Genomic DNA, 24,865 nt, shown 5'->3' with positions numbered 1-24,865 from the left:
CCCTTCCTTTGCCGCAAGGATACCCCACGGTAAGGACATTCCTGGAGGGGTGAATTGAGTGGTGTCGGGCGCTTCAATCCTTGCGTCCGGTATTGCACTATTTCAGATCTAGCGCAACGTTGATTCTGGGGTCAGTTCCCACAGGCTGCGGGCGCATGTGGCCAGCACAACCGATCAAGCGGAAGCTCTTGAGCGTGGTTCAGCCGCCTGCAGGTCGGTCTGGAAGCGGCCATGGCGAACAGAGGTACGAGCTGTAGGGAACGCTCTGGATGGGCGGGAGGGGCTCGCGGTCCCGGTCCAGCTCCCACTTGCGGACGTAGTAGGCGAGCGCGGGCCAGTGGATCATGACGTCGTGCTCGTCGATGAGGTGACCCCAGATCTCAGTCTTCTGCAACCCCTGCTCGAGCAGGGCTGTGATCAGATCCTTGACGGGCTTCGTCAGACGGGCTTGCCGTGCGATCAACTCCCTGGGGTGAGGGCGCGCGGCATTGAGGGCTCGGCGGACGACGCGGCGGGAGACCTGATGGCGTTGGGCCAGGATGCGGATGGTGAGCCCTCGTCCTTGGGCGTCACGCTGGATCCGGAAGTCCCGTTGCCTCTTGGCGTTCTCATCGTCGTCGCCGTGCAGGGAAGGCTTGACCTGCAGTAGCAGTGCGGCGTCGTTGACGAGGGTCCGTTCGAGGATCTCCGCGGACGTGCCTGCCAGGATGGCCAGTCGGTCGAGGTGGAACCTGCCGGATGAGAGTCCGGCCCCGGTACAGATTCTGTGCAGGAGGCTGGGTCTGATGTGGTTGGCGCGGGCGAGACGCCTGATGAAGGCCTCAGTGATCTCTGCCGGATGGGGGCGGACTTTGATGGGCAGCGGCGCCAGCAGCTCGGAGGGGTAAGGGCTCACTTCGTGAGCCCTGTCTGCTGGGACGCACCCGGGTTCTCGGAGGTGTAGTCGAGTGGGATGGCCGCGAGGCTTTCCCGGGTGATCTTCTCTGTTCCGGTCAGGATGGCGTCGATGGCCGCGCCGCGGATCTGGTGGGACAGGGAGCCGATCATTCCGCCGGTCCGGTCGTGTAGGTAGCGGTCCAGTTTGGTGAGGGTTCCCAGGGTGTGCTGACGCAGCAGCAGGGTCTGTTCCAGGGCTGCGACCAGGCCTTTCCACTCGGAGCCGTAGGGGAAGGGGTGGGTGGGAATGAGGGTGAAGCGTCCGGCGATCTGGGCGCCGCGGGTGCCGGACAGCAGCGTGGAGTTCTCGATGCTGATGCCCGCGTAGACGAAGGTGGCGGAGATGCGCTCGGAGAAGTACTTGAGGGTGTCGGCGACTTCGGCGCCGTGCCGGCTGGTCAGTGAGATGTTGTGGAGCTCGTCGACCAGGATCAGGCCGGTGCGGGCGTCGGTGCAGACTCCGACGACGGCTTCGGTGATATCGGTCATGTTCCAGGTCCTGCGGACCGGGATACGCAGGAAGCGAGCGAACTCGGCGGCGACCATGCGGGCGGTCGCTGCCGGCGGCACCGTGATGTAGAGGACCGGGATCCGCTCGGTGCGTTGAGGGTGGCGAGCGCGGTCCAGCAGTTCGTGTGAGCGGCCGAGCTGGGTGATCGCGATGGTCTTGCCGGTGCCCGCGGGGCCGGAGACGATCAGCCCTCGGCGGGCGCTGATCGCATGCCGGTTCAGCAGCACCAGGCGCCGTCCGCAGGTGACGGTGTGCCGGACCGTGGAGGTGGCCACGACCAGCAGTTGGGCGTGATGGTCGAGGCGGGCCTCATCGTTCAGCTCCTGCTCGGCCGGGGCGAGCATGGCGTACTCCCTTGCCGAGATCATCCGGGGTGCGGCCGGTTTCTCCGCGAGGAACTGCCGCCAGCCGTCCAGCGTAGTGAGATGCTGGCCGGCTTCTTCCTCTGCGTCGTCGAGGAATCCGCCGGATATGACGCCGGGCGTGCTCATGTACGTCTCCATGGATCTTCGAGCGGGTCGAACAGCCCCAGTGGAATCACCTCGGCCAGTGGCCCGTCTTCGTTCTCTGCCGCTGCCTGTTCCACTGCGGGTTTCACTGCTTTTGCGGTCGGAGCGGGTTCAGAACGACTCACGGCTGGGGTGCTGGGGCTCGCGGCGTGAGTGCGCGCAGCGACCCGCTTGTCCCGAGGGGAACGCTTCTTTCGCGTCGACGGTTCGGGGCCCGCGTGCGCCCGGGTCAGCAGAGTAGCGACGGCATCCGCGATCTCCGTCTCGGTTCCCTGAGGCAAGCCCCGGGCAGCGTGGTCCCAGGCGAGTTCACCGAAGGGCACAGGCGCGTGGCGCAAGTGTTTCCAGGCGGCCTCGATCCATTCGCCGTGGCCGTGGTGGTTTCGTACCCAGACCCTGGAGATGTCGTAGGGGTCGTAGTGGACTTCCCACAGACCCTTCTTTTCCCGGATGCCGGAGTGCTGGCGCCGGATCAGACCAGGGCCGTCGTAGGTGCGTCGTTTGATCTTGATGCCGTAGTCGTTCACGGCCCGCCAGGTCGAGGGGAGCAGCTCGATGTAGTCCTGGGCGCTGAGGGCGACCGGGACGTAGCCGCATGCCTCGATGAGCGCGGCGTACTTCTCGTTCGGGGTGAAGGACTGGCCCGGATGGAGCGGGTCGCGCAGGCCGTCATGTTCACGGTTCTGCCACTCGGCGACGAGCCACTCGTCAAGGAGTTCCTGCACCTCAGGCAGGGACCAGAGCGGCTTCTTGTCCAGGTCGCGGCCGCGGTGGTCGGTGCTGCGGCCGGTGTAGCCGGCCACGAACTGCGCGAAGAGGGTGCCGACGGAGTCGAGCATCTTCTCCACGTGCCCCTTCTGGAACGGAGACGCCTTGTGCGTGGGCTGGAAGTCGATCTCCAGGAAGCGGCATGAGGCCCTGAAGTTGCGGGAGATGAAGGCTTTCCCGTGGTCGCAGACGATCATCTCCGGCACGATGACCGGTTTCGCGGCCGCGTGCTCCAGGCGCTCGTCGATGTCCAGCAGCCGGCGGTGTGGCAGGACCGACCGCGACATCCTCATCGCGTCCACCCAGCCTGGACGCATCAGCTCCGGGGTAACGGTGCGGGCCAGCAGCACGCTCGCGTCGACTGCCTTCGTCGTGGGCCGCAGGACTGCTGCGGTCACCGTCCTGGTCGCCACGTCGACCATCCCGGTGAGCTCGACCTTGCCCACCACTCCGTCGTCGAAGCGGACCAGCACATCCAGCGGGGTGGAGTCGATCTGCACTACCTCGCCCGGTGCGAACACCGTCCACTGGCCGAAGGGCGCCTTGGCTCCGTGGGCCCGGGAGCGGCGTGTGCGTGCGATCTGCGAAGTACCAGTGCCCTGGGAGAGCTTCGCCAGCAGCCGGTAGAGCGTGGACTTCGACGGCAGCTCCACCGTTTCGCCCTTCTCACGCAGGATCTCGCCGGTCCGCCACAGCGTGTATGTCCCGGTGCGGGTGGAGTCGTCGACACCCTCCTTGATCGCCTGCCGCATAGCCTCGACCACCAGGTCATCCACCGTCCCAAACTGCGGCTTCTTGCGTACCGGGGGATCATCGAGGCGCTGCGGGAGCGGGCCAATCCCTTCTCGATCCTCACCAAGGGCACGCTGATCCTGCGCGACCTCCCCCTCATCCAGGAGGCCGCGGCCGTCGCCGACGTCGGGATCTCCGTCTCCGTCGGCTTCACCGACACCGCCCTGTGGCGCACGGTCGAACCCGGCACCCCCTCCCCCGGCGCCCGGCTGCAGGCCGTCCGCACCCTCACCGACGCCGGCATCGAGTGCGGGGTGCTGATGGCCCCGGTGATCCCCTTCCTCGGCGACTCCCCGGAACAGCTGCGGGCCACCGTCCGGGCCGTCGCCGAGTCGGGCGCGACCTCCGTGACACCCCTGGTACTCCATCTGCGCCCCGGCGCGCGGGAGTGGTTCACGGCCTGGCTGGGCGAGCACCACCCCCACCTGGTCGAGCGGTACGAGCGGATGTACGCGGGCGGCTCGTACGCGCCCACCTGGTACCAACGGATGATCACCCGCCAAGTCCACGAGCTCGCCGCAGAGTTCGGCATCGGCCCCGGCGGCCGTGGCCCGGCCCGGCGGATCGTCGTACCCGAGCGGCCGGGCGGGCCCGCACCCGCGCCCGCGGCGACCCAGCTCAGCCTGCTCTGAGCATCCGTACGACCGTACGATCGACTGAAGGGTCATCACATCGGGCCAATCGGGGCCCCAATCCCCCCTTCCGAGCGCTGGTTCCGGGACGATTCCGCCCAGAACCCTCGGCTGGGAGGCCCCATGCTGCACCCGATGCTGCACCCGATGAAGAACAAGCCCGGTCCCGCTCTGAGGCGCGCCGCCGTCCTGCTGGCCGTGTCCACCCTCGCCGCCGCCCTGGCGAGCCCGGTCACGGCCGCGGCCCCGGCAGCGGCAGCGGCCGCCCCGGCCCCCGAAGCCCTGAAGTGGTCCACCTGCGCGACCTCCCGCTACCCGACGCTCCAGTGCGCCTCCCTCAAGGTCCCCCTGGACCACGACAGCCCGGCCGGCCGGCAGATCTCCCTCGCCCTGACCCGGGTCCCCCACACGGCCGCCCGCTCCCAGGGCCCGCTGCTGGTCAACCCCGGCGGGCCCGGCGGCAGCGGACGCACCCTGGCCGGGTTCGTCGCCTCCGCGCTGCCCAAGGAGGTCGCGGGCCAGTACGACGTGATCGGCTTCGACCCCCGGGGCGTCGGCAAGAGCGAGCCCGCCCTGGACTGCGGCGCGGGCCACTTCACCCCCGTACGGCCCGACTCCGTACCGCTGGACCAGGAGACCGAGCGGGCCAACCTGGAGCGGGTGAAGTCCTTCGCCGAGTCCTGCCAGACCAAGCACGCCGACGTCCTCCCCTACATCGGCACGGTGTCGGCGGCCCGTGACCTCGAAGTGCTGCGCACCGCCCTGCGTGCGGACAAGCTGAGCTACTTCGGCTACTCCTACGGGACCTACCTGGGCGCGGTGTACGCCAAGCTCCACCCCGGCCGCGTGCACCGCCTGGTCCTGGACTCCGTCGTCGACCCGACCGGGGTCTGGTACGAGGACAACCTCGCCCAGGACCAGGCCTTCGACTCCCGCCACAAGGCCTTCCTGGCCTGGGTGGCCCGGTACGACTCCACGTACCGCCTCGGCACCGACCCGGCCGAGGTCGAGGCCCGCTGGTACGCGATGCGGACCGCGCTGCGCACGGCCCCGGCGGGCGCCAAGGTGGGCCCGGCGGAGCTGGAGGACACCTTCATGCCGGGCGGCTACTTCAACGGCTACTGGCCCCACCTCGCGGCGGCCTTCGCCGCGTACTCCGTGGACGGCGACCCGAAGCCGCTGGTAACCGCGTACGAGAAGTTCGGTGCGGTGGAGCCCTCGGCGGGCAACAGCTACAGCGTCTACACGGCCGTGCAGTGCCGGGACTCGGCGTGGCCCAGGGACTGGAACCAGTGGCGGGCCGACATGTGGCGCACGCACGCCAAGGCGCCCTTTATGACCTGGAACAACGCCTGGTACAACGCCCCGTGCGCGTTCTGGCCGACCGAGCCGCTCCAGGCCCCGGACGTGACCAACACGGAGCTCCCGCAGGCGCTCCTCTTCCAGGCGACCGAGGACGCGGCGACCCCGTACGAGGGCGCGGTGAGCATGCGGCGCAAGCTCGCGGGCTCGGCGCTGGTGGTCGAGGAGGGCGGCGGCAACCACGGCATCGCGCTGAGCGGAAACAAGTGCCTCGACGAGAAGCTGTCCGCGTACCTTCTGACGGGCAAGGCCGCGGACGCCGTCTGCCCCGCCCAGCCGGCCCCCACCCCGGTCCCGGCGACCCGCGCGGTCCCGCCGTCGGCGGGCGGCGCGGCGCTGCACGGCCTGCTGGGCTTCCGGGGCTAGGCCGTCTCTTTCGGGTCTGGCCGGTCAGGCCCGAGCCGCAGCAGGCAAGATCGTGCCCATGACCACCTCACAGGACAACCACCTCACCCGCGTCGCCGCCCCCGAGGGCGTGGCTCCGGGCACCGGCTACAACCATGTCGTCTGGGGCACCGGCCGCTTCGTCGCCGTGTCCGGGCAGTGCGCCTTCGACGAGAAGGGCGAGCTGGTTGGCGAGGGCGACGCCGCCGCCCAGGCCCGGCAGGTGTTCGAGAACCTGCGCCGGTGCCTGGCGGCGGCCGGGGCCACCTTCGAGGACGTGGTGAAGCTGACGTACTTCGTCACGGACGTCGCCCACCTCCCGGCGGTACGGGAGGCCCGCGACGAGGTGATCGCCCCGGACCGCCTCCCGGCCTCCTCGGCGGTCCAGGTGGCGGCGCTGTTCCGGCCCGGACTGCTACTGGAGATCGAGGCCTTCGCGGTCGTCCAGGAGCGGACCGGGACCGGGCCGGGGGTCGAGGCGGAGTCCGAGTCCGGTTTCAGGACCGGTTCCCGAGCCGGGTTCGGGACCGGGTTCAAGACCGGCTTCGCCGGCTGAGGCGCTAGGGCGTCTCTTCCGGATCTTGCCGGTCAGGCAAGATCCGGAAGAGACGCCCTAGCCGGCGCCCAGCCCCCGCAGGGCCGCCGTCGCCGCCACGGCCAGCCGGGGGTGCGACTGGGCCCGGGTCAGGACCTCCCGGGCCCGCTGGTCCGCCAGCGCGCCCAGCCCCTCCACACAGGCCAGGGCCACCCGCCAGTACGGGTCGTGCGGCGCGAGCAGCCGCGACAGGGTGCGGATCAGCGCCGGGGCGGACTCCGGGGCGCGCAGCGCCGCCAGCAGCCGGACGGGGTGCAGGGCGTAGGCCGTCCGCAGTTCGTTCGTGGCCAGCGCCGCCGCCGCGCGGGCGGTGCGCGGGTCCCCGAGGACGGCCAGCGCCTGCGCGGCCGCCTCGCAGCGCGGCGGGTCCCGGTGGTTCAGCAGCAGGACCAGGGACTCGAAGGCGCGCCGGTCCCCGGCCAGCCCCAGCCGGTACGCGGCCAGTTCGCGGGCCCACAGGGGCAGCCCGGCAGAGGTCAGGGAGGCCGCCAGGCCGTCCGCGTCCGCCGCGAGCAGCGCCTCGTACTCCGGGGCCTGCGCGGCTTCCGCCCGCAGGCGCTCCAACACGTCGTTCACCCGGCCACCCTAGGGGGTCAGCCCCGCGGGCGGGCCTTCGAACAGCCGGTTGATCGATGATCGATGATCGGTACATTTGGGCGGTACAGGTCACATCTGCGCGCTCTGGCGGACCAGTTGGCCACCGGCTACTGTCCCTACAACACGTACGGGGACGGCCTGGTGACGCAGCCTCCCCGCACCAGTCGGTTCTGCACGACTTCACGACACACGGCGCCCCCGGGACAGGGTTCCGCCGTTCTCGCCCGACGGGCTGCTCCGCCACGACCCCTTCCCTCGGGGATCCCGGCGGCCCGCCCCCGGTTCCGCCGTACGTACGGCATCCCCGCGCGCCGAGCGCCCCGCGCCGAGCGCCCCGCGCCGCGCGCCCCCTCAGTCGTCATCCTCTTCCACTGGAGTCCCGCGATGGACCTTCCGTCCACGTCCGGTCAGCCCTCCCCCTCCCCCTCCTCCCAGCCCGTCCGTCCCGCCCTGCAGACGATCGCCGTCGTCGGTCTCGGCACGATGGGCTCCGGCATCGCCGAGGTCCTCGCCCGGGCCGGCCGCGAGGTCATCGGCATCGACGTCAGCGAGGCCGCCGCCCGCCGGGCCACCGCGGCCCTCGCGGCGTCCACCGCCCGCTCGGTGGCGCGGGAGCAGCTCACCGAGCAGGAGCGCGAGGCGGCGCTCGCCCGCTTCCGCACCTTCTCCGAGCTGGGCGCCGCAGCCGACGCCGACCTCGTCATCGAGGTGGTCCCGGAGTCCTACGAGCTCAAGCAGCGGATCTTCCGCGAGCTCGACGCGATCGTCCGGCCCACCGCGATCCTGGCCACCGGCACCAACGCCCTGTCCGTGACGCGGATGGCCGCCGAGTCCCAGCGCCCGGAGCGCGTGGTCGGCCTGCACTTCTTCAACCCGGTCCCGGCGATGAAGCTGGTCGAGGTCGTCTCCAGCGTGCTGACGGCCCCGCCGGCCGTCGAGGCGGTCACCACGCTGGCCCGCGAGCTCGGCAAGGAGCCCGTCGCGGTCGGTGACCGGCCGGGCTTCGTCGCCGACGGCCTGCTGTTCGGCTACCTCAACCAGGCCGCCGCCATGTACGAGGCGAAGTACGCCTCCCGCGAGGACATCGACGCGGCGATGCGGCTGGGCTGCGGCCTGCCGATGGGCCCGCTCGCGCTGCTCGACCTGATCGGCGTGGACACCGCCCGCACGGTCCTGGAGGCCATGTACACGGCTTCGGGCGACCGGCTGCACGCCCCGGCCCCGATCCTCGGCCACCTCGCCGAGGCGGGCCTGACCGGACAGAAGTCCGGGCGCGGCTTCTACACGTACGAGGCCCCGGGCAGCCAGGTCGTCGTCCGTGACCTGCAGACCCCGCCGGACGGGGAGCTGGTCCGGGCGAGCCGTCCGGTGAACTCGGTCGGCGTGGCCGGCTCGGGCACGATGGCGAGCGGGATCGCGCAGGTCTTCGCGCAGGCCGGCTTCCCCGTGGTGCTGGCGGCCCGCAGCCAGGAGAAGGCGGACGCGGCGAAGGCCGCTACGGCCAAGTCCCTCAAGCGCGCCGTGGACCGGGGCCGGCTGACGGCCGAGGCCGCCGCCGCCACGGTGGGCCGGATCACGGCGGCGGGCTCGCTGGACGCCTTCGCCGACGTGGACCTGGCCGTGGAGGCCGTCGCCGAGGACCTGGCGGTGAAGCAGGAGCTGTTCCGGGCGCTGGACAAGGCCTGCAAGCCCGGTGCGGTGCTCGCCACCACGACCTCCTCGCTCCCGGTGATCGCGATCGCCCGCGCGACCTCGCGGCCCGAGGACGTGATCGGCATGCACTTCTTCAACCCGGCCCCGGCGATGAAGCTGGTCGAGGTGGTCCGGACCGTCCTGACCGCCGACGACGTGCACGCCACGGTCCGCGGGATCTGCGGGCAGGTGCGCAAGCACGCGGTCGACTGCGGGGACCGGGCCGGCTTCATCGTGAACGCGCTGCTGTTCCCGTACCTCAACAACGCGATCAAGATGGTCGAGCAGCACTACGCCGGCATCGACGACATCGACGCGGCGATGAAGCTGGGCGGCGGCTACCCGATGGGGCCCTTCGAGCTCCTCGACGTGGTCGGCCTGGACGTGTCGCTGGCCATCGAGCAGGTCCTGCACAAGGAGTTCCGCGACCCGGGCCTGGCCCCGTCCCCGCTGCTGGAGCACCTGGTCGCGGCGGGCTGCCTGGGCCGGAAGACCGGCCGCGGATTCCGTGAGTACGCCCCCCGCCGGTAATCCGCGGCAGGCGCAGGAGCCCCACGAGCAGGATGCGTGGGGAGGGCTGCTCGGGTCCGCCGGACCCTCACGGCGGACGAACCCTCCCGAAGAGCACTGTGTGCCCAGTGCCGGCCCTCCCCCGCATCCATTCCCGTCCCACCCCCCTCGGGAGCGCTCTCCCGCACGAATGAAGTACTTTCGCTCTATGTCCCAGCCCGCCAAGACCTCACCCCGCGCCTCCGCGGTCTCCGATGCCCCGGAGACCCCGGCCGGTACCAAGGCGGCCGCGCAGCGGCTCAAGATGCGCCGCGAGCTCGCGGCGGCCGCCATGGAGCTCTTCGCGAACAAGGGGTACGAGGCCACGACGGTCGACGAGATCGCCTCGGTGGCCGGGGTCGCGCGCCGGACCTTCTTCCGGCACTTCCGGTCCAAGGAAGAGGCGATCTTCCCGGACCACGACGACACCCTGACCCGCGCCGAGGCCGTCCTCGACGTGGCCCCGGCGCACGAGCACCCGCTCGACACGGTGTGCCGGGGGATCAAGGAAGTCATGAAGATGTACGCCGCCTCGCCGGCGGTGTCGGTGGAGCGCTACCGGCTCACGCGCGAGGTGCCGGCGCTGCGGGAGCGGGAGATCGCCTCGGTCGCCCGCTACGAGCGGCTGTTCACCCGCTACCTGCTGGCCCATTTCGACGAGACCGACCACCACGACGGCAACGACGACCCGCTGCTGGCGGAGGTCGCCGCCTCGGCGGTGGTCACGGCCCACAACCACGTGCTGCGGCGCTGGCTGCGGGCGGGCGGCCAGGGCGACGTGGAGGCGCAGCTGGACCACGCCTTCTCGATCGTGCGCAAGACCTTCGGTTCCGGGATCGGCGCGGGGCGCACGCTGAGCTCGGCTCCGGCGCCGGCGCCGGAGCCCGCCACCGCGCCCGCCACGGTGCGTACGCAGGGCGAGGTACTGGTGGCGGTGGCCCGTACGGACGCCCCGCTGGACGAGGTCATGCGGACCATCGAAGAGGCGCTCAGAAACAAGTAGGCGACGACACGTAGGCGACACGCGTCACAGCGGCCGCTCCCGTTCCGGGGGCGGCCGCTTTCGTTTGTCCGAGTTGCCCCTACTCGCGGGTAACTCTGATCGATCATCGCTCATCCGTGCAGGTCAATCGGCAAATGAGAGAAAGTTTTGGCACGCGGTGCCTTGCTGAGTGACACGGGGTGCCATACGTTGAATCTCGTCCGGATGTCCCCGCGGTCCAGCCCACTCGGCACGGAACGCGCCCCGGATGCCTGCGTCACCAGGCCCCCGCACCGCCCCACCACAGGCACCGCGCAGCTCCACCCCAGCCGAATCGACGGCGCCCCGAGCAGCACCGCTCACCACACCGCTTCGCCATTCAGCAGCTCAACGCACCCCGTTTCCCTCAGCGCACCCTCATCAGCGCACGGCCGGAGGCAACACCGTGAAGGACATCCTGGACGCGATCCAGTCGCAGGCCGCGACGGCCGCCGACTTCGCTGCCCTGCCGCTCCCCGACTCGTACCGCGCGATCACCGTGCACAAGGACGAGGCGGAGATGTTCGCCGGGCTCACCACCCGCGAGAAGGACCCCCGCAAGTCCCTGCACCTCGACGAGGTCCCGCTCCCGGAGCTGGGCCCGGGCGAGGCCCTGGTCGCCGTCATGGCGTCCTCGGTCAACTACAACTCCGTGTGGACCTCGATCTTCGAGCCGGTCTCCACCTTCAGCTTCCTGGAGCGCTACGGGCGCCTCTCGGAGCTCACCAAGCGCCACGACCTGCCGTACCACATCATCGGCTCGGACCTCGCGGGCGTCGTCCTGCGCACCGGCCCCGGCGTGAACGCCTGGAAGCCGGGCGACGAGGTCGTCGCACACTGCCTGTCGGTCGAGCTGGAGTCCTCCGACGGCCACAACGACACGATGCTCGACCCCGAGCAGCGCATCTGGGGCTTCGAGACCAACTTCGGCGGCCTGGCGGAGATAGCACTCGTCAAGTCGAACCAGCTGATGCCCAAGCCCGACCACCTCAGCTGGGAGGAGGCCGCCTCCCCCGGCCTGGTCAACTCCACCGCGTACCGCCAGCTGGTCTCCCGCAACGGCGCCGGCATGAAGCAGGGCGACAACGTCCTGATCTGGGGCGCCAGCGGCGGGCTCGGCTCGTACGCCACCCAGTTCGCGCTGGCCGGCGGCGCCAACCCGATCTGCGTGGTCTCCTCCCCGGAGAAGGCCGACATCTGCCGGGCGATGGGCGCGACCGCGGTCATCGACCGCAACGCCGAGGGCTACACGTTCTGGAAGGACGAGCACACCCAGGACCCGAAGGAGTGGAAGCGCTTCGGCAAGCGCATCCGCGAGCTGACCGGCGGCGAGGACATCGACATCGTCTTCGAGCACCCCGGCCGCGAGACCTTCGGCGCGAGCGTCTACGTCACCCGCAAGGGCGGCACCATCACCACCTGCGCCTCGACCTCGGGCTACATGCACGAGTACGACAACCGCTACCTGTGGATGTCCCTCAAGAAGATCATCGGCTCCCACTTCGCGAACTACCGCGAGGCCTGGGAGGCCAACCGCCTGATCTCGAAGGGCAAGATCCACCCCACCCTGTCGCGGGTCTACTCCCTGGAAGAGACCGGCCAGGCCGCCTACGACGTCCACCGCAACCTCCACCAGGGCAAGGTCGGCGTGCTCTGCCTGGCCCCCGAGGAAGGCCTCGGCGTCCGGGACCACGAGATGCGCGCGACGCACCTCGACGCGATCAACCGCTTCCGCAACATCTGAGACGCCTCAAAGGCCAAAGGGACAGCCTGAGATGACAGAGCGCCAGAAGGACCGTCCGTGGCTCATGCGGACGTACGCCGGCCACTCCACGGCCGAGGCGTCCAACGAGCTGTACCGCCGCAACCTCGCCAAGGGCCAGACCGGCCTGTCGGTCGCGTTCGACCTGCCGACGCAGACCGGCTACGACCCCGACCACATCCTCGCCCGCGGCGAGGTCGGCCGGGTCGGGGTCCCGGTCTCCCACCTGGGCGACATGCGGCGGCTGTTCCAGGACATCCCCCTGGAACAGATGAACACCTCGATGACGATCAACGCCACCGCCATGTGGCTGCTGGCGCTCTATCAGGTGGCCGCCGAGGAGCAGGGCGCGGACATCGCTCAGCTCCAGGGCACCACCCAGAACGACATCGTCAAGGAGTACCTCTCGCGCGGGACGCACGTCTTCCCGCCCGGGCCCTCGCTCCGCCTGACGACGGACATGATCGCGTACACGGTCAACCACATCCCGAAGTGGAACCCGATCAACATCTGCAGCTACCACCTGCAGGAGGCCGGAGCCACCCCCGTCCAGGAGATCTCGTACGCGATGTCCACGGCCATCGCGGTCCTGGACTCGGTGCGCGACTCGGGCCAGGTCCCGCCCGAGCGGTTCGGCGAGGTCGTCGCCCGGATCTCCTTCTTCGTGAACGCGGGCGTCCGCTTCATCGAGGAGATGTGCAAGATGCGCGCCTTCGGCCGCATCTGGGACCAGGTAACCCGTGAGCGCTACGGCATCGAGAACGACAAGCAGCGCCGCTTCCGGTACGGGGTCCAGGTCAACTCCCTCGGCCTGACCGAGGCGCAGCCGGAGAACAACGTCCAGCGGATCGTGCTGGAGATGCTCGCCGTCACGCTCTCCAAGGACGCCCGCGCCCGCGCCGTGCAGCTGCCGGCCTGGAACGAGGCGCTGGGCCTGCCCCGGCCCTGGGACCAGCAGTGGTCGCTGCGCATCCAGCAGGTCCTGGCCCACGAGAGCGACCTGCTGGAGTACGAGGACATCTTCGCCGGCTCGCACGTGATCGAGGCCAAGGTCGAGTCCCTGGTGGCCGAGTGCCTGGCCGAGATCGACCGGATCCAGGAGATGGGCGGCGCGATGGCGGCCGTCGAGTCCGGGTACCTCAAGGGTGAGCTGGTCTCCTCGCACGCCGCGCGGCGGGCCCGGATCGAGGACGGCCAGGACAAGATCGTCGGCGTCAACTGCTTCCAGCAGACCGAGGAGAACCCGCTCACCGCGGACCTCGACGGCGCCATCATGACGGTGGACGGGGCCCTGGAGGCGCAGACCGTCGAGCGCATCGGCCGCTGGAAGGGCGAGCGCCAGGAGTCCTCGGACCGGCAAGGGGGCGGCGACCCGTTCGTCTTCCCGACGGTCATGCAGGCCCTGGACCGGCTGAAGGAGGCCGCCGCGGGGGACGAGAACCTGATGGAGGCCACCTTGGAGTGCGCCCGCGCCGGTGTCACCACCGGCGAGTGGGCGGGCGCGCTGCGCGAGGTGTTCGGCGAGTTCCGGGCTCCGACCGGGGTCTCCTCGGCCCCGGTGGCCGTGACCGCCGAGGAGGGCACCCCCATGGCCCTCGTCCGCGCGAAGGTCTCCCGTACGGCCGACGAGCTGGGCTCCGGCCGGCTGCGCCTGCTGGTCGGCAAGCCCGGCCTGGACGGGCACTCCAACGGCGCCGAGCAGATCGCCGTACGGGCCCGCGACGCCGGCTTCGAGGTGGTCTACCAGGGCATCCGGCTGACCCCCGAGGAGATTTCCTCGGCGGCCCTGGCCGAGGACGTGCACTGCGTGGGACTGTCCATCCTGTCCGGCTCGCACAGCGCGCTCGTCCCGGACGTGCTGGAACGCCTGCGCGCGGCGGGGGCGGGTGACATCCCCGTCGTGCTCGGCGGCATCATTCCCCATGCCGACGCCGTGGCGCTCAAGGAGGCCGGGGTGGCGGCGGTCTTCACCCCGAAGGACTTCGGCATCACGGAGATCATCGGCCGTATCGTCGACGAGATCCGCAAAGCCAACAAGCTCCACCCGCTCGGCGACGCCGACTACGCCGACGAGAACGCCATCACAGACATCACCGCAAGCACGGAGGTCCCCGCATGACCACGCCCTCTTCCCCGGTCAACCGGCTGCGGCCGCGCCGCTCCTGCCTCGCGGTGCCGGGTTCCAACCCCCGGTTCCTGGAGAAGGCCCAGGGTCTGCCGGCCGACCAGGTCTTCCTGGACCTGGAGGACGCCTGCGCGCCGCTCGCCAAGGAGGGCGCCCGCCACACGATCGTGGACGCGCTGAACCAGGGCGACTGGACCGGCAAGACCCGCGTGGTGCGCGTCAACGACTGGACCACGCACTGGACGTACCGCGATGTGATCACGGTCGTCGAGGGCGCCGGCCAGAACCTCGACTGCATCATGCTCCCGAAGGTCCAGGACGCCCAGCAGGTCGTGGCGCTCGACCTCCTGCTGACGCAGATCGAGAAGACGATGGGCTTCGAGGTCGGCAAGATCGGCATCGAGGCGCAGATCGAGAACGCCAAGGGCCTGGTGAACGTCGACGCGATCGCCGGTGCCTCGCCGCGACTGGAGACGATCATCTTCGGGCCGGCCGACTTCATGGCCTCCATCAACATGAAGTCCCTGGTCGTGGGCATGCAGCCGCCCGGCTACGGCGCGGACGCCTACCACTACATCCTGATGCGGATCCTGATGGCGGCCCGCATGCACGACCTCCAGGCGATCGACGGCCCCTTCCTCCAGATCAAGAACGTCGACGGCTACCGCGAGGTCGCCGGCCGTGCGGCGGCCCTGGGCTTCGACGGCAAGTGGGTGCTGCACCCCGGCCAGGTCGACGCGGCCAACGAGGTCTTCTCCCCCTCCCAGGAGGACTACGACCACGCCGAGCTGATCCTCGACGCCTACGACTGGTGCACCTCCGAGGCGGGCGGCAAGAAGGGCTCGGCGATGCTCGGCGACGAGATGATCGACGAGGCCAGCCGCAAGATGGCCCTGGTCATCTCCGGCAAGGGCCGCGCCGCGGGCATGCAGCGCACCACCAAGTTCGAGATCCCGGAGGCCTGAGCCACATGCAGTTCGGACGCACCTACGAAGAGTTCGAGATCGGCGCGGTCTACAAGCACTGGCCCGGAAAGACGGTCACCGAGTACGACGACCACCTCTTCTGCCTGCTGACCATGAACCACCACCCGCTCCACATGGACAGCAACTACGCGGAGAACACGACCGACTTCGGCAAGAACGTCGTCGTGGGCAACTACATCTACTCCCTGCTGCTGGGCATGTCGGTGCCGGACGTCTCCGGCAAGGCCATCGCCAACCTGGAGATCGAGTCGCTGCGGCACGTGGCGCCGACCTTCCACGGCGACACGCTCTACGGCGAGACCACGGTCCTGGACAAGACCCCGTCGAAGTCGAAGAACGACCGCGGCATCGTCTACGTGGAGACCAAGGGCTACAAGCAGGACGGCACCCTCGTCTGCGTCTTCAGGCGCAAGGTGATGGTCCCGACCGAGACGTACATCAAGGAGCGCGGCGGCGAGCAGCCCGGCCGCCCCACGCTGAAGGAACAGGGGAAGTAGAACCATGAGCCGACTTGCCCAGACCGCCGGCCTGACGGACGACCAGAGGGACATCCTCAAGACCGTCCGCGAGTTCGTCGACAAGGAGATCATCCCGGTCGCGACCGAGCTGGAGCACCGGGACGAATACCCGCAAGCGATCGTCGACGGTCTCAAGGAGCTCGGCCTCTTCGGCCTGATGATCCCGGAGGAGTACGGCGGCCTGGGTGAGTCGCTCCTCACCTACGCGCTGTGCGTCGAGGAGATCGCGCGCGGCTGGATGTCCGTCTCGGGCATCATCAACACCCACTTCATCGTGGCGTACATGCTCAAGCAGCACGGCACCCAGGAGCAGAAGGAGTACTTCCTTCCGCGGATGGCGCTGGGCGAGGTGCGCGGCGCGTTCTCGATGTCCGAGCCGGGGCTCGGCTCCGATGTGTCGGCCATCACCTCCAAGGCGGTGAAGGACGGCGACGAGTACGTCCTGAACGGCCAGAAGATGTGGCTGACGAACGGCGGCACGTCCACGCTGGTGGCCGTTCTGGTGCGCAGTGACGAAGGACACCCGGAGGGCACCGCCCCCCACAAGTCGATGACGACCTTCCTCGTGGAGAAGGAGGCCGGCTTCGGTGAGGTCCGGCCCGGCCTGACCATCCCGGGCAAGATCGACAAGATGGGCTACAAGGGCGTCGACACGACCGAGCTCATCATGGACGGACTGCGCATTCCGGCCAATCGGGTCCTGGGCGGGGAGACCGGCCGAGGGTTTTACCAAATGATGGACGGGGTCGAGGTCGGCCGCGTGAACGTGGCGGCCCGTGGTTGCGGCGTCGCGCAGCGTGCATTCGAGCTGGGTGTCTCGTATGCCCAGCAACGTCACACTTTCGGCAAAGCCATCGCCGAGCACCAGGCGATCCAGTTCAAGCTGGCCGAGATGGCTACCAAGGTCGAAGCCGCCCATGCGATGATGGTCAATGCAGCACGCAAAAAGGACTCCGGGGAACGAAACGACCTCGAAGCAGGGATGGCGAAGTACCTCGCCTCCGAGTACTGCAAGGAGGTGGTGGAGGACGCGTTCCGTATCCACGGTGGCTACGGCTTCTCGAAGGAGTACGAGATCGAGCGCCTCTACCGAGAGGCACCCATGCTGCTCATCGGTGAAGGTACCGCCGAGATCCAGAAAATGATCATCGGGCGACGCCTGCTCGAGGAGTACCGGCTCCAGGGCTGAAAGTCCCTTTTGCGGTAAATCATCCAGTGGTTTCCCGCGAAAGAGTCACTAGCAGTCACTGGCTCACGGTCATCGACTCGGCTTCTGGCTTGCCCAGTTGTTGCGTGCAACCGATAGCATTCCAGTAAAGCCGCCGTCCCGTCCCCCCGTTTGCGGCGCGGCATCACCCGCTACGAAGGTCATCCATGCCCCACAGCCAAACCTCTGCACCTCGCGTCGGCCTCCTCGGTGGACGCCTCGCGCGCGGAGCATCGCCGTGGCTTCTGCCGACCGTCGCCACCGCCGCCGTCAGCCTCGTCCGGGCCCGCAAGTCCGGACGCTGGGCGGCCGTGGCCGTGCCCACCACCGCGCTCGCGGCGGGCATGCTGTGGTTCTTCCGCGATCCCGAGCGTGAGATCACGCAGGGCCGGGTCATCTCCCCCGCCGACGGTGTGGTGCAGAGCATCATGCCGTGGAAGGACGGGCGGACCCGCGTCGCGATCTTCATGAGCCCTCTGAACGTCCACGTCAACCGTGCGCCCCTTTCGGGCACGGTGACGTCCGTGGAACACGTTCCCGGTGGATTCGTTCCGGCGTTCAACAAGGAGAGCGAGAACAACGAGCGCGTCGTCTGGCACTTCGACACCGAACTCGGCGACATCGAGATGGTGCAGATCGCCGGCGCCGTCGCCCGTCGCATCGTCCCGTACCTGCCGGCCGGCACCAAGGTGGAGCAGGGCGAACGCATCGGTCTGATCCGCTTCGGCTCCCGCGTCGACATCTACCTCCCCGAGGGCGTCGAGGTCGCGGTCGAGGTCGGACAGGCCACCACCGCGGGGGTGACCCGAATTGACCGTGACTGAACCTGAAACCCCGGCGACGCCGGCGACCGGATGGGTGCCCGAGGCGTCCGAGGAGGAGTCCGCCGAGGACGACATGCCGCTGTCACTGCGGCTGTCGATAGCGGACACCCTCACGCTCGGTAACGCGACGTGCGGATTCATGGCGGTGTACTTCACCACCACCGGGATCCTCATCCCGCACCTCACCGGCAGCGGCGAGTCGGGCATGGCCCGCAGCAGCGCGGCCACGGCCGTGATACTGATGCTGCTCGCCGCGGTCTTCGACCTCTTCGACGGCATCGTCGCGCGCAAGCTGCGCAGCTCGCCGATGGGCGCGGAGCTGGACAACCTGTCCGACCTGATCAGCTTCGGCCTGGCTCCGGCGTACTTCGTGCTCGTCTACGGCATGGTCGCCGACGACGCCGTGCAGAAGATGTCGGCGCTGGCGGCGATCGTGGTCCTGCTGGCGGTGGTGCTGCGCCTCGCGAGATTCAGCTGCGTGGCGATGAAGGACGGCATGTTCCAGGGCATGCCGAGCCCCTTCGGTGCGCTGACGGTCGTCTCGATCGTGCTGCTGGAGCTGCCGTTCATCCCGACCCTGCTGGCGATCGTCGGCGTGGCCTGGCTGATGGTGAGCCGGGTCGAGTACCCCAAGCCGCGGGGTGTCCTCGCAGTGGCGATGCTGAGCTGGATCGTCGCGGCGATGGGCCTGCTGGCCGCGTGGGCGTTCGACGCGCCGGGCGGCGGACTGCTGCTCCAGACCGGCTGCGCGCTGCAGATCGCTCTGGCGGCGACCATCCCGCTGTTCGCGACGACCCGTCGCGCGAACACGTTCCGCCACAACCGCCGCGAGGCCCGGGCCACCCAGGCCCCGTAGCCACGGCTGTACCCGTACGAGAGGGCCCCCGGCCGCCACCAGGCAGCCGGGGGCCTTCCGCATGCGCGGGGCCCGCCCCCTTCCGCATGCGCAGCGGCACACCCGCAGCCGGGGGCCATGCCCGGCGGGACAGCTCCGCGCAGCGGGGATCCGGCGCCGGGAGGGCAGGAGGGGCCCTAGCCTTGGTGTCGGAAAACCGCCAGCCCGGCGCCCGGCCGGCCGGGAGGATGGGAGCCATGTACACCGACACGGAGCGTTGCGTGAGGGCCGTCCAGTCGAAGGACGCCCGCTTCGACGGCTGGTTCTTCACCGCCGTGCGGACCACCGGAATCTACTGCCGCCCCAGCTGCCCCGCCGTACCGCCCAAGGTCGAGAACATGACCTTCCTGCCCAGCGCCGCCGCCTGCCAGCAGAGCGGGTACCGGGCCTGCAAGCGGTGCCGGCCCGACACCTCCCCCGGCTCCCCCGAGTGGAACGCCCGCGCCGACGCCGTCGCCCGCGCCATGCGCCTCATCCAGGACGGGGTGGTCGACCGCGAGGGCGTACCGGGGCTGGCCACCCGGCTGGGGTACTCCTCCCGCCAGGTGGAGCGCCAGCTGAACGCCGAGCTCGGCGCCGGACCCCTCGCCCTGGCCCGCGCCCAGCGCGCGCAGACCGCCCGGCTGCTGATCGAGACCTCCGCGCTCCCGATGGGCGACATCGCCTTCGCCGCCGGCTTCTCCTCGATCCGGACCTTCAACGACACCGTCCGCGAGGTCTTCGCCCTGGCCCCGAGCGAGCTGCGGGCCAAGGCGGCCGGCCGGGGGGCCGCCCCGGGGGCCGGGTCCGCCCAGGTCCAGGTGCCCGGCACCATCAGCCTGCGGCTCCCCTTCCGCGCCCCGCTCACCCCCGACAACCTCTTCGGCCACCTCGCCGCGACCGCCGTCCCCGGGGTCGAGGAGTGGCGGGCGGGCGCCTACCGCCGCACGCTGCGGCTCCCGTACGGCACCGGGGTCGTCGCCCTCACCCCGCGGCCCGACCACATCGGCTGCCGGCTCGCCCTCACCGACCTGCGCGACCTCACCATCGCCATCAGCCGTTGCCGGCGCCTCCTGGACCTCGACGCGGACCCCGAGGCCGTCGACGAGCAGCTGCGCGCCGACCCGCTGCTGGCCCCTCTCGTGGCCAAGGCTCCCGGCCGCCGGGTGCCCCGTACCGTCGACGCGGAGGAGTTCGCCGTACGGGCGGTCCTCGGGCAGCAGGTGTCCACCGGGGCGGCCCGTACGCACGCGGCCCGCCTGGTACGCGCCCTCGGCGAGCCGGTCGCCGACCCCGACCCCGAGGGCGGTCTGACGCACCTGTTCCCGACCCCGCAGGCCCTGGCCGGGCTGGACCCGGAGTCCCTGGCCCTGCCGCGCAGCCGGCGTACCACCTTCACCACGCTCGTCTCGGCCCTGGCCGACGGCTCGCTCCCGCTCGGCATCGACAGCGACTGGGAGGCGGCCCGCGCACGGCTGGGGGCGCTGCCCGGCTTCGGGCCGTGGACCACCGAGATCATCGCGATGCGGGCCCTGGGCGACCCCGACGCCTTCATCCCGGCCGACCTGGGGATCCGGCGGGCCGCGAAGGGGCTCGGCCTCCCCTCTACGCCCGCGGCGCTGACGGCCCGCGCGGCGCGGTGGCGGCCCTGGCGCGCGTACGCCGTGCAGTACCTGTGGGCCACCGAGGACCACGCGATCAACGTCCTGCCCGTCTGACCCCACCCCGCCGACTTCCGAGGAGTACGAGCCGTCATGAGCAGCAGCACGAGCAGCACGAGCAGCACGAGCACCATCAGGCAGCACACCGTCGTGGACAGCCCCTACGGGCCGCTCACCCTCGTCGCCGCCGACGGCGTCCTGTGCGGCCTCTACATGACCGGGCAGCGCCACCGTCCGGCCGAGGAGGCCTTCGGGGAGCGCGTCGCGGCCGGTGAGGACCCCTTCCCGGAGGTGGTGCGGCAGCTGACCGCGTACTTCGCCGGGGAGCTCACCGCGTTCGACCTGCCGGTCCGGCTGGAGGGCACCGAGTTCCAGCGCAGCGTGTGGGAGCAGCTCGTACGGATCCCCTACGGGCAGACCTGGTCCTACGGCGAGCTGGCCGCCAAGCTCGGCAAGCCCAACGCCTCCCGCGCGGTGGGGCTGGCCAACGGGAAGAACCCGGTCGGCATCATCGTGCCGTGTCACCGCGTCATCGGGGCGTCCGGCTCCATGACCGGCTACGGCGGCGGCATCGACCGCAAGGTGCGCCTGCTGGCCTTCGAGTCCGGGGCCGAGCAGCTCTAGGCCGTCGGGGCCGTCTGGGTTGTCCGGGCCGTCTCCGGGAGCAGGCGGGTCCGCAGGAGGCCGAGCACCTGGTCCAGCGCCGCGCGGGTGGCCTGCCCGGGCTGGTCGACGAGGTGCTCGGTGAGCACGGAGTGCGGTGGCAGCACGGCTTCGGGGTTGGCGTCGTCGTCCTCCAGCTCGACGGCGACGAAGGCGTCACCGAGCTCGCGGCGCAGGAAGGCGAAACGGGCGTCGGGCGCGAGCCGGTCGCTCCTGAAGCGCAGCCCCACCACCTGCAGGCCCTCGCGCTCGCAGCGTCCCCGGACGGTGGCGAGGTCCTCGGAGGAGATGTCGATGCCGTCCCGCCGACGGGCGGTGATGCCCAGGGGAAGGGACGGCTGCGACAGGACGGGCACGAGCAGGTGCTCGTCGACGGCCATGGCAAGGGCGAAGCCGCCGGTCAGGCACATGCCGACGGCGCCCACGCCCGGGCCGCCGCAGCGCTGGTGTTCGTACGCGGACAGCGCGCGCAGCCAGCTCACGACGGGCGAGCTCCGGCCGGTGGCCAGGACGGTGAACTCCCGGCTCACGCACACGTTCCAGGCACTGGACGCGGTGTACGCCGCGCCCCGCAGCAGGCCGTGGGCCGTGGGGTGGGGGTCGCGGCCGGGCGTGCCGAACAGCACCGGGAGCACGGCGGTGCAGCCCAGCGCGGCCACCCGCTCGGCGAACTCCAGCACCTTCGGGGTGATCCCGGGGATCTCCGCGATCACGATCACCGCGGGCCCGCTGCCGCGGCGCAGGACGGGACGCGTGCTGCCCCCGTGGGTGAACGCGTCGCGCTCGAAGCCCGACAGGTCATGGTCCGCCATGGACGACCGCCTCACTCATCGACCGTGGCGCACGCGAGGGACGACGCACGGCACCACCCTTCCGCTGACGGGAGGGACCGTACAACACCCGGACGGGGCCGGCCTACCCCCCGGTAACCAGCCGGGCGCCGGACCGCGACGGACGCGCGCCTACGAGGCTCCGGGCGCTCCGGGCGCTCCGGGCGCTCCGGGTTTCCAGCCCCAGGCCGTGAGCATGCCCGGCGACAGCCCGGCGTACCCGGGCGAGTCCAGCAGCCGCAGGGCTTCGGCGAGCCGGTCCTCGTCGAGGAGCCCCGTCGCCAGCATGTCCGCGCGGGCCCGGTCCCAGGTGTCCGCCCAGAACCGGCTGATCGCGCTGCCCGGCAGCAGCGGCGGTATGTGGACCTCGGCCGCCACCGATTCCAGCCCCGCCGCCTCCAGCAGCTCGGGGTGGTGGACCACCTGCGACACGTCCGTCCCGATGCTCTCGCGCAGCCCGCGCCACATGGCCCGCATCGCGTCGGTGTACGGGCTGAGGGGCGCGGAGTCCGTCGTCAGGTCCACGGCGTCGCTGATCACCAGGACGCCGCCGGGGGCGAGCAGCCCGGCGAGCCGGGCGACCAGCCGCGGCCGGTCCGGCAGGTGCATGAGGACGAAGCGGGCGTGGACCAGCCGGAAGAGGCCCGGGGAGAAGCCGTCCGCGGTGACGTCCGCCTGGAGCGGGGTCAGCCCCGGCACGGGGTGCGCGGCGAGGAAACGTACGTCCCGGTCCACCGCGAGGACCTGCGCGACCCCCGCCTCCTCCAGCAGCCGGCGCGCCACCGTCCCGGTGCCCGCTCCGACGTCCAGGCAGGTCCAGCCCGGGCCCACGCCCAGCTGCCGCAGCCGGGACATGGTCGTCCCGTCGTAGGTGAGGGCGCCGAGGTCGATCCGGTCCGCCTCGCCGCCGGCCTCGGGGCGGAAGACCCGCTCGCCGTAGCGCCCCGGGCCCTGGGGCCCTGTGCCGGTCATGGACCCATTGTCTCAAGGGGGCGGGGTGGCGACATGTCGGAGCCGGAGCCGGGACACCGGCCCCGGCCCCCGCCCGGATCAGGTGTCCAGCAGGAGAGCCCAGGGCCGCCCGCGTCCGGGCGGGGGTAGAGGGCGGCGACGCGGGCGACCAGGACGATGAAGGCTTTGGACGGTCACCTTGAGTCGCTCCGCTGCCTGCTTGGCGTCTTCGCATCCAGGAATTGTGATGGCCGTAGATCCTATTTCTTTCTTGCTGAAACGGCTTAACCACCCACATGTCGTACCGTAGGGTAGTCGGGGGGTGACGGGGGGTGATGGCCATGTGGGTTGCGCGGACGCAGCGGAAGTTCCGGGGCAAGAACAAGGCCCCGAAGTGGAAGAAGCCCGACGACGGGCAGGTGTCGGTGATGGTGCTGCCGCTGTCCGTCACCGACCCCGCTGACCTGGCCCGGCTGGAGAAGCTGTTCGGTGCGATGTGGGCGGTCAAGCGGGCCGTCCAGCGTGATGCCCGCGCCAAGGTCGATGCCTACTGGACCGCGTTCCACGAGCGGGAGCACGACGATGCGAAGGCCGTAAGGCAGCGTCTGGGCCTGTCCCGTGAAGCGGTGGAGCGGTGCGCGTACAAGCACCTCGAAGACTCGGGGCACTTGAAGCACCACGCCTCGAAGGCCCTGGCCATGCATATGGCCGACGAGGTGTGGAACGGCGTACAGCGCCACCTGTTCCCCGACGCCACCGGCAAGCGGCACGGCCGCCCCAAGACCGGGCGTTGGCACGGCTTCACCCGCATCCCCGGACGTGCCCGCTCCCACACAGCCGAACGCAAGTGGGAGACCTTCCGTCTCGTCGGCACCCTCCACGGCCACGTCATGGCCCACACCGACGGCGGCCGGCACACCTTCGCCCAGCCTCGCCGGACGGGAGTACCGGAGGCGCCGTCCGGCGTTGTTCCCACCGGCAACACCACCGCGTCGGGGAAGCCGGGCACCAGGAAGGCCACGTGGTGGGACCATACGGGCCCGCTCGCTGTGGTGTTCGCGGGCGGCCCCGATTCCGGCCGGGGTGACCTCGTGCTCCCGGTGCGGATCCCGCAGCGGCCCGGCCAGTGGGCGCGTGTCGAACACTTCCTGTCGAATCCCGGCCGCTGGCACAAGGTCGATCTCGTACGGCGTAGGAAGACGTCCGCGCCGGGCGGCTGGGTGTACGAGGCGCATCTGATGATCCTCGGCCCCGGATACACCGCCCCCTCCGTACAGCAGATGCGCCGACAGGCCTCCGCCCTGAACCGGATCGGCGGCGTGGACGGCAATGTCTCCAACGTCTCGATCGTCTCCCTGCCCGCCACCCTGGACCCCGCCGACGGCACCCCAGCCTCCACCGAGATCACGCTCAGCCCCGAGGAACAGGCGCTGCTGGAGCGGGAGGCGAAGAAGCGGCGCGGTCGTGCGCGAGCGCTGGAGCGCTCCCGGCGGGCGATGAACACCGCGCAGTACGGGCTGTCGAAGAAGCAGATCCGCAGGGCGGAGCAGCGGGCGGCCAAGGGCCTGGAGCCCAAGGCCGTCAGCGTTCCGGGTGGTGCTCGCGTTGCCCGCGTCGACGGGGTGCCGAAGCAGGCGTTCCGGCGTGACCGACTGTCCACCGAGTACCGGGAGCTGCGCGCCCGCCAAGCCGAAGCCGCCGCATCGGCCGCCGAGCACCGACGTCACCGCGCCCGCCTCCTCGCCCGCGAGATCATCGCCGCTCACGGCCCCGTGCTCGTGGTCGAGGACTGCGACATCCGCACCTGGTACCGACTGTGGGGCAAGCGTCTCTCACAGACCACCCCCGGCCTGCTGATCTCGGCCCTTGAGCGGGAATGCCAGGCAGCGGGTGGCCGACTCGTACGAGCCTCCACCTGGTCCACCGCCCTGTCCCAGCACTGCCTGTGCGGCGAACGCATCAAGAAGACCCTCCGCGACCGCGAGCACAAGTGCACCGCCTGCGGCCTCACCGGGAAACGCGACCTCGTGTCCGCCGTCCTGGCCTCCTTCGTCCGCTTCACCGACGTGGACGACCCCACCACCGCGTACCTGGACACCACCGCGTCCCGGCACGC

The 24,865-nt window shown here is 70.6% G+C and carries 21 protein-coding genes; 15 read left to right on the top strand and 6 right to left on the bottom strand.

Going from position 1 to position 24,865, the window contains the following annotated elements:
• Positions 1-199 precede the first annotated feature (199 nt).
• Genes MTF69_RS39745 through MTF69_RS39735 form a run of 3 tightly spaced genes read right to left on the bottom strand, consistent with a single transcriptional unit; the run spans position 200 to position 3,419 of the window.
• Positions 200-895 carry a hypothetical protein gene (locus MTF69_RS39745; RefSeq protein ID WP_243341662.1) on the bottom strand — a complete coding sequence of 232 codons (696 nt, stop codon included), beginning with the start codon at positions 893-895 and terminating at the stop codon, positions 200-202.
• A complete protein-coding gene (locus MTF69_RS39740) occupies positions 892-1,938 on the bottom strand; it encodes a TniB family NTP-binding protein (RefSeq protein WP_243341660.1) in 1,047 nt (348 codons plus the stop codon). Before MTF69_RS39740 ends, MTF69_RS39745 begins: the two co-directional genes overlap by 4 nt.
• The gene (locus MTF69_RS39735) at positions 1,935-3,419 is read right to left on the bottom strand and encodes a Mu transposase C-terminal domain-containing protein (protein ID WP_243341694.1); all 1,485 of its coding nucleotides are present in this window, start codon (positions 3,417-3,419) and stop codon (positions 1,935-1,937) included. Before MTF69_RS39735 ends, MTF69_RS39740 begins: the two co-directional genes overlap by 4 nt.
• On the opposite strand from MTF69_RS39735, the gene MTF69_RS39730 reads away from it, so the two are divergent.
• The 3 genes from MTF69_RS39730 (at position 3,306) to MTF69_RS39720 (ending at position 6,450) form a co-directional block, all read left to right on the top strand.
• Positions 3,306-4,148, top strand: a complete 843-nt coding sequence (locus tag MTF69_RS39730) for a hypothetical protein (RefSeq protein WP_243341693.1) — start codon at positions 3,306-3,308, stop codon at positions 4,146-4,148. The two genes, MTF69_RS39735 and MTF69_RS39730, sit on opposite strands and share 114 nt — an antisense overlap.
• 135 nt (positions 4,149-4,283) lie before the next feature.
• Complete coding sequence (locus MTF69_RS39725; protein ID WP_374325481.1) at positions 4,284-5,876, top strand: alpha/beta hydrolase; 1,593 nt, start codon at positions 4,284-4,286, stop codon at positions 5,874-5,876.
• A 58-nt stretch (positions 5,877-5,934) separates the two neighbouring features.
• Positions 5,935-6,450: a RidA family protein gene (locus MTF69_RS39720; protein ID WP_243341657.1), complete on the top strand. Its 516-nt coding sequence runs from the start codon at positions 5,935-5,937 to the stop codon at positions 6,448-6,450.
• A gap of 57 nt (positions 6,451-6,507) precedes the next feature.
• Here MTF69_RS39720 and MTF69_RS39715 read toward each other — a convergent pair whose 3' ends face one another.
• The gene (locus tag MTF69_RS39715) at positions 6,508-7,065 is read right to left on the bottom strand and encodes a HEAT repeat domain-containing protein (protein ID WP_243341656.1); all 558 of its coding nucleotides are present in this window, start codon (positions 7,063-7,065) and stop codon (positions 6,508-6,510) included.
• A gap of 405 nt (positions 7,066-7,470) precedes the next feature.
• Here MTF69_RS39715 and MTF69_RS39710 point away from each other — a divergent pair, with 405 nt between their 5' ends.
• From MTF69_RS39710 to MTF69_RS39660, 11 genes are all read left to right on the top strand, one after another.
• A complete protein-coding gene (locus MTF69_RS39710; RefSeq protein WP_279346826.1) occupies positions 7,471-9,309 on the top strand; it encodes a 3-hydroxybutyryl-CoA dehydrogenase in 1,839 nt (612 codons plus the stop codon).
• Positions 9,310-9,496: 187 nt separating this feature from the next.
• Positions 9,497-10,330, top strand: coding sequence for a TetR family transcriptional regulator (locus tag MTF69_RS39705; RefSeq protein WP_243341655.1), 834 nt, complete (start codon positions 9,497-9,499; stop codon positions 10,328-10,330).
• A 424-nt stretch (positions 10,331-10,754) separates the two neighbouring features.
• Complete coding sequence (gene ccrA, locus MTF69_RS39700) at positions 10,755-12,092, top strand: crotonyl-CoA carboxylase/reductase (RefSeq protein ID WP_243341654.1); 1,338 nt, start codon at positions 10,755-10,757, stop codon at positions 12,090-12,092.
• Positions 12,093-12,123: 31 nt separating this feature from the next.
• Positions 12,124-14,229 (top strand): protein meaA, encoded by a 2,106-nt coding sequence (locus MTF69_RS39695; RefSeq protein ID WP_243341653.1) that lies wholly within the window; start codon positions 12,124-12,126, stop codon positions 14,227-14,229.
• On the top strand, positions 14,226-15,200 hold the full coding sequence (locus tag MTF69_RS39690; RefSeq protein ID WP_243341652.1) for a CoA ester lyase: 975 nt from the start codon (positions 14,226-14,228) through the stop codon (positions 15,198-15,200). Before MTF69_RS39695 ends, MTF69_RS39690 begins: the two co-directional genes overlap by 4 nt.
• Before the next feature lie 5 nt (positions 15,201-15,205).
• On the top strand, positions 15,206-15,718 hold the full coding sequence (locus MTF69_RS39685; protein ID WP_243341651.1) for a MaoC family dehydratase: 513 nt from the start codon (positions 15,206-15,208) through the stop codon (positions 15,716-15,718).
• Positions 15,719-15,722: 4 nt separating this feature from the next.
• Positions 15,723-16,928, top strand: a complete 1,206-nt coding sequence (locus tag MTF69_RS39680) for an acyl-CoA dehydrogenase family protein (RefSeq protein ID WP_243341650.1) — start codon at positions 15,723-15,725, stop codon at positions 16,926-16,928.
• Positions 16,929-17,113: 185 nt separating this feature from the next.
• Positions 17,114-17,770 carry a phosphatidylserine decarboxylase gene (locus MTF69_RS39675; RefSeq protein ID WP_243341648.1) on the top strand — a complete coding sequence of 219 codons (657 nt, stop codon included), beginning with the start codon at positions 17,114-17,116 and terminating at the stop codon, positions 17,768-17,770.
• Positions 17,771-17,804: 34 nt separating this feature from the next.
• On the top strand, positions 17,805-18,626 hold the full coding sequence (gene pssA, locus MTF69_RS39670; RefSeq protein WP_243341691.1) for a CDP-diacylglycerol--serine O-phosphatidyltransferase: 822 nt from the start codon (positions 17,805-17,807) through the stop codon (positions 18,624-18,626).
• Between the two features lie 236 nt (positions 18,627-18,862).
• Positions 18,863-20,362, top strand: coding sequence for a DNA-3-methyladenine glycosylase 2 (locus MTF69_RS39665; protein WP_243341647.1), 1,500 nt, complete (start codon positions 18,863-18,865; stop codon positions 20,360-20,362).
• Positions 20,363-20,398: 36 nt separating this feature from the next.
• Positions 20,399-20,929: a methylated-DNA--[protein]-cysteine S-methyltransferase gene (locus MTF69_RS39660; protein ID WP_243341645.1), complete on the top strand. Its 531-nt coding sequence runs from the start codon at positions 20,399-20,401 to the stop codon at positions 20,927-20,929.
• Here the strand turns inward: MTF69_RS39660 and MTF69_RS39655 are convergent.
• Together MTF69_RS39655 and MTF69_RS39650 are read right to left on the bottom strand one after the other, a co-directional pair.
• On the bottom strand, positions 20,926-21,780 hold the full coding sequence (locus MTF69_RS39655; RefSeq protein ID WP_243341643.1) for a dienelactone hydrolase family protein: 855 nt from the start codon (positions 21,778-21,780) through the stop codon (positions 20,926-20,928). The two genes, MTF69_RS39660 and MTF69_RS39655, sit on opposite strands and share 4 nt — an antisense overlap.
• A 150-nt stretch (positions 21,781-21,930) precedes the next feature.
• Positions 21,931-22,770, bottom strand: coding sequence for a class I SAM-dependent methyltransferase (locus MTF69_RS39650; protein ID WP_243341640.1), 840 nt, complete (start codon positions 22,768-22,770; stop codon positions 21,931-21,933).
• Between the two features lie 314 nt (positions 22,771-23,084).
• Between MTF69_RS39650 and MTF69_RS39645 the strand changes: the two genes are divergently transcribed.
• Positions 23,085-24,865: transposase (locus MTF69_RS39645; protein ID WP_243341638.1), on the top strand; the 1,781-nt coding region annotated here is incomplete at its 3' end.

Source organism: Streptomyces sp. AP-93, from assembly GCF_022808175.1.
In the GTDB taxonomy this organism is placed as follows: domain Bacteria; phylum Actinomycetota; class Actinomycetes; order Streptomycetales; family Streptomycetaceae; genus Streptomyces.
Note: the sequence above shows the minus strand (reverse complement) of the source record. Positions and strands in the feature narration are given on the sequence as shown.

Bases quoted from the DNA above. Each gene is read 5' to 3' on its own strand.
- MTF69_RS39740 (WP_243341660.1), bottom strand. From the start codon at position 1,938: ATGAGCACGCCCGGCGTCATATCCGGCGGATTCCTCGACGACGCAGAG.
- MTF69_RS39725 (WP_374325481.1), top strand. From the start codon at position 4,284: ATGCTGCACCCGATGAAGAACAAGCCCGGTCCCGCTCTGAGGCGCGCC.
- MTF69_RS39720 (WP_243341657.1), top strand. From the start codon at position 5,935: ATGACCACCTCACAGGACAACCACCTCACCCGCGTCGCCGCCCCCGAG.
- MTF69_RS39710 (WP_279346826.1), top strand. From the start codon at position 7,471: ATGGACCTTCCGTCCACGTCCGGTCAGCCCTCCCCCTCCCCCTCCTCC.
- MTF69_RS39705 (WP_243341655.1), top strand. From the start codon at position 9,497: ATGTCCCAGCCCGCCAAGACCTCACCCCGCGCCTCCGCGGTCTCCGAT.
- MTF69_RS39695 (WP_243341653.1), top strand. From the start codon at position 12,124: ATGACAGAGCGCCAGAAGGACCGTCCGTGGCTCATGCGGACGTACGCC.
- MTF69_RS39690 (WP_243341652.1), top strand. From the start codon at position 14,226: ATGACCACGCCCTCTTCCCCGGTCAACCGGCTGCGGCCGCGCCGCTCC.
- MTF69_RS39685 (WP_243341651.1), top strand. From the start codon at position 15,206: ATGCAGTTCGGACGCACCTACGAAGAGTTCGAGATCGGCGCGGTCTAC.
- MTF69_RS39680 (WP_243341650.1), top strand. From the start codon at position 15,723: ATGAGCCGACTTGCCCAGACCGCCGGCCTGACGGACGACCAGAGGGAC.
- MTF69_RS39675 (WP_243341648.1), top strand. From the start codon at position 17,114: ATGCCCCACAGCCAAACCTCTGCACCTCGCGTCGGCCTCCTCGGTGGA.
- MTF69_RS39665 (WP_243341647.1), top strand. From the start codon at position 18,863: ATGTACACCGACACGGAGCGTTGCGTGAGGGCCGTCCAGTCGAAGGAC.
- MTF69_RS39660 (WP_243341645.1), top strand. From the start codon at position 20,399: ATGAGCAGCAGCACGAGCAGCACGAGCAGCACGAGCACCATCAGGCAG.
- MTF69_RS39655 (WP_243341643.1), bottom strand. From the start codon at position 21,780: ATGGCGGACCATGACCTGTCGGGCTTCGAGCGCGACGCGTTCACCCAC.
- MTF69_RS39650 (WP_243341640.1), bottom strand. From the start codon at position 22,770: ATGACCGGCACAGGGCCCCAGGGCCCGGGGCGCTACGGCGAGCGGGTC.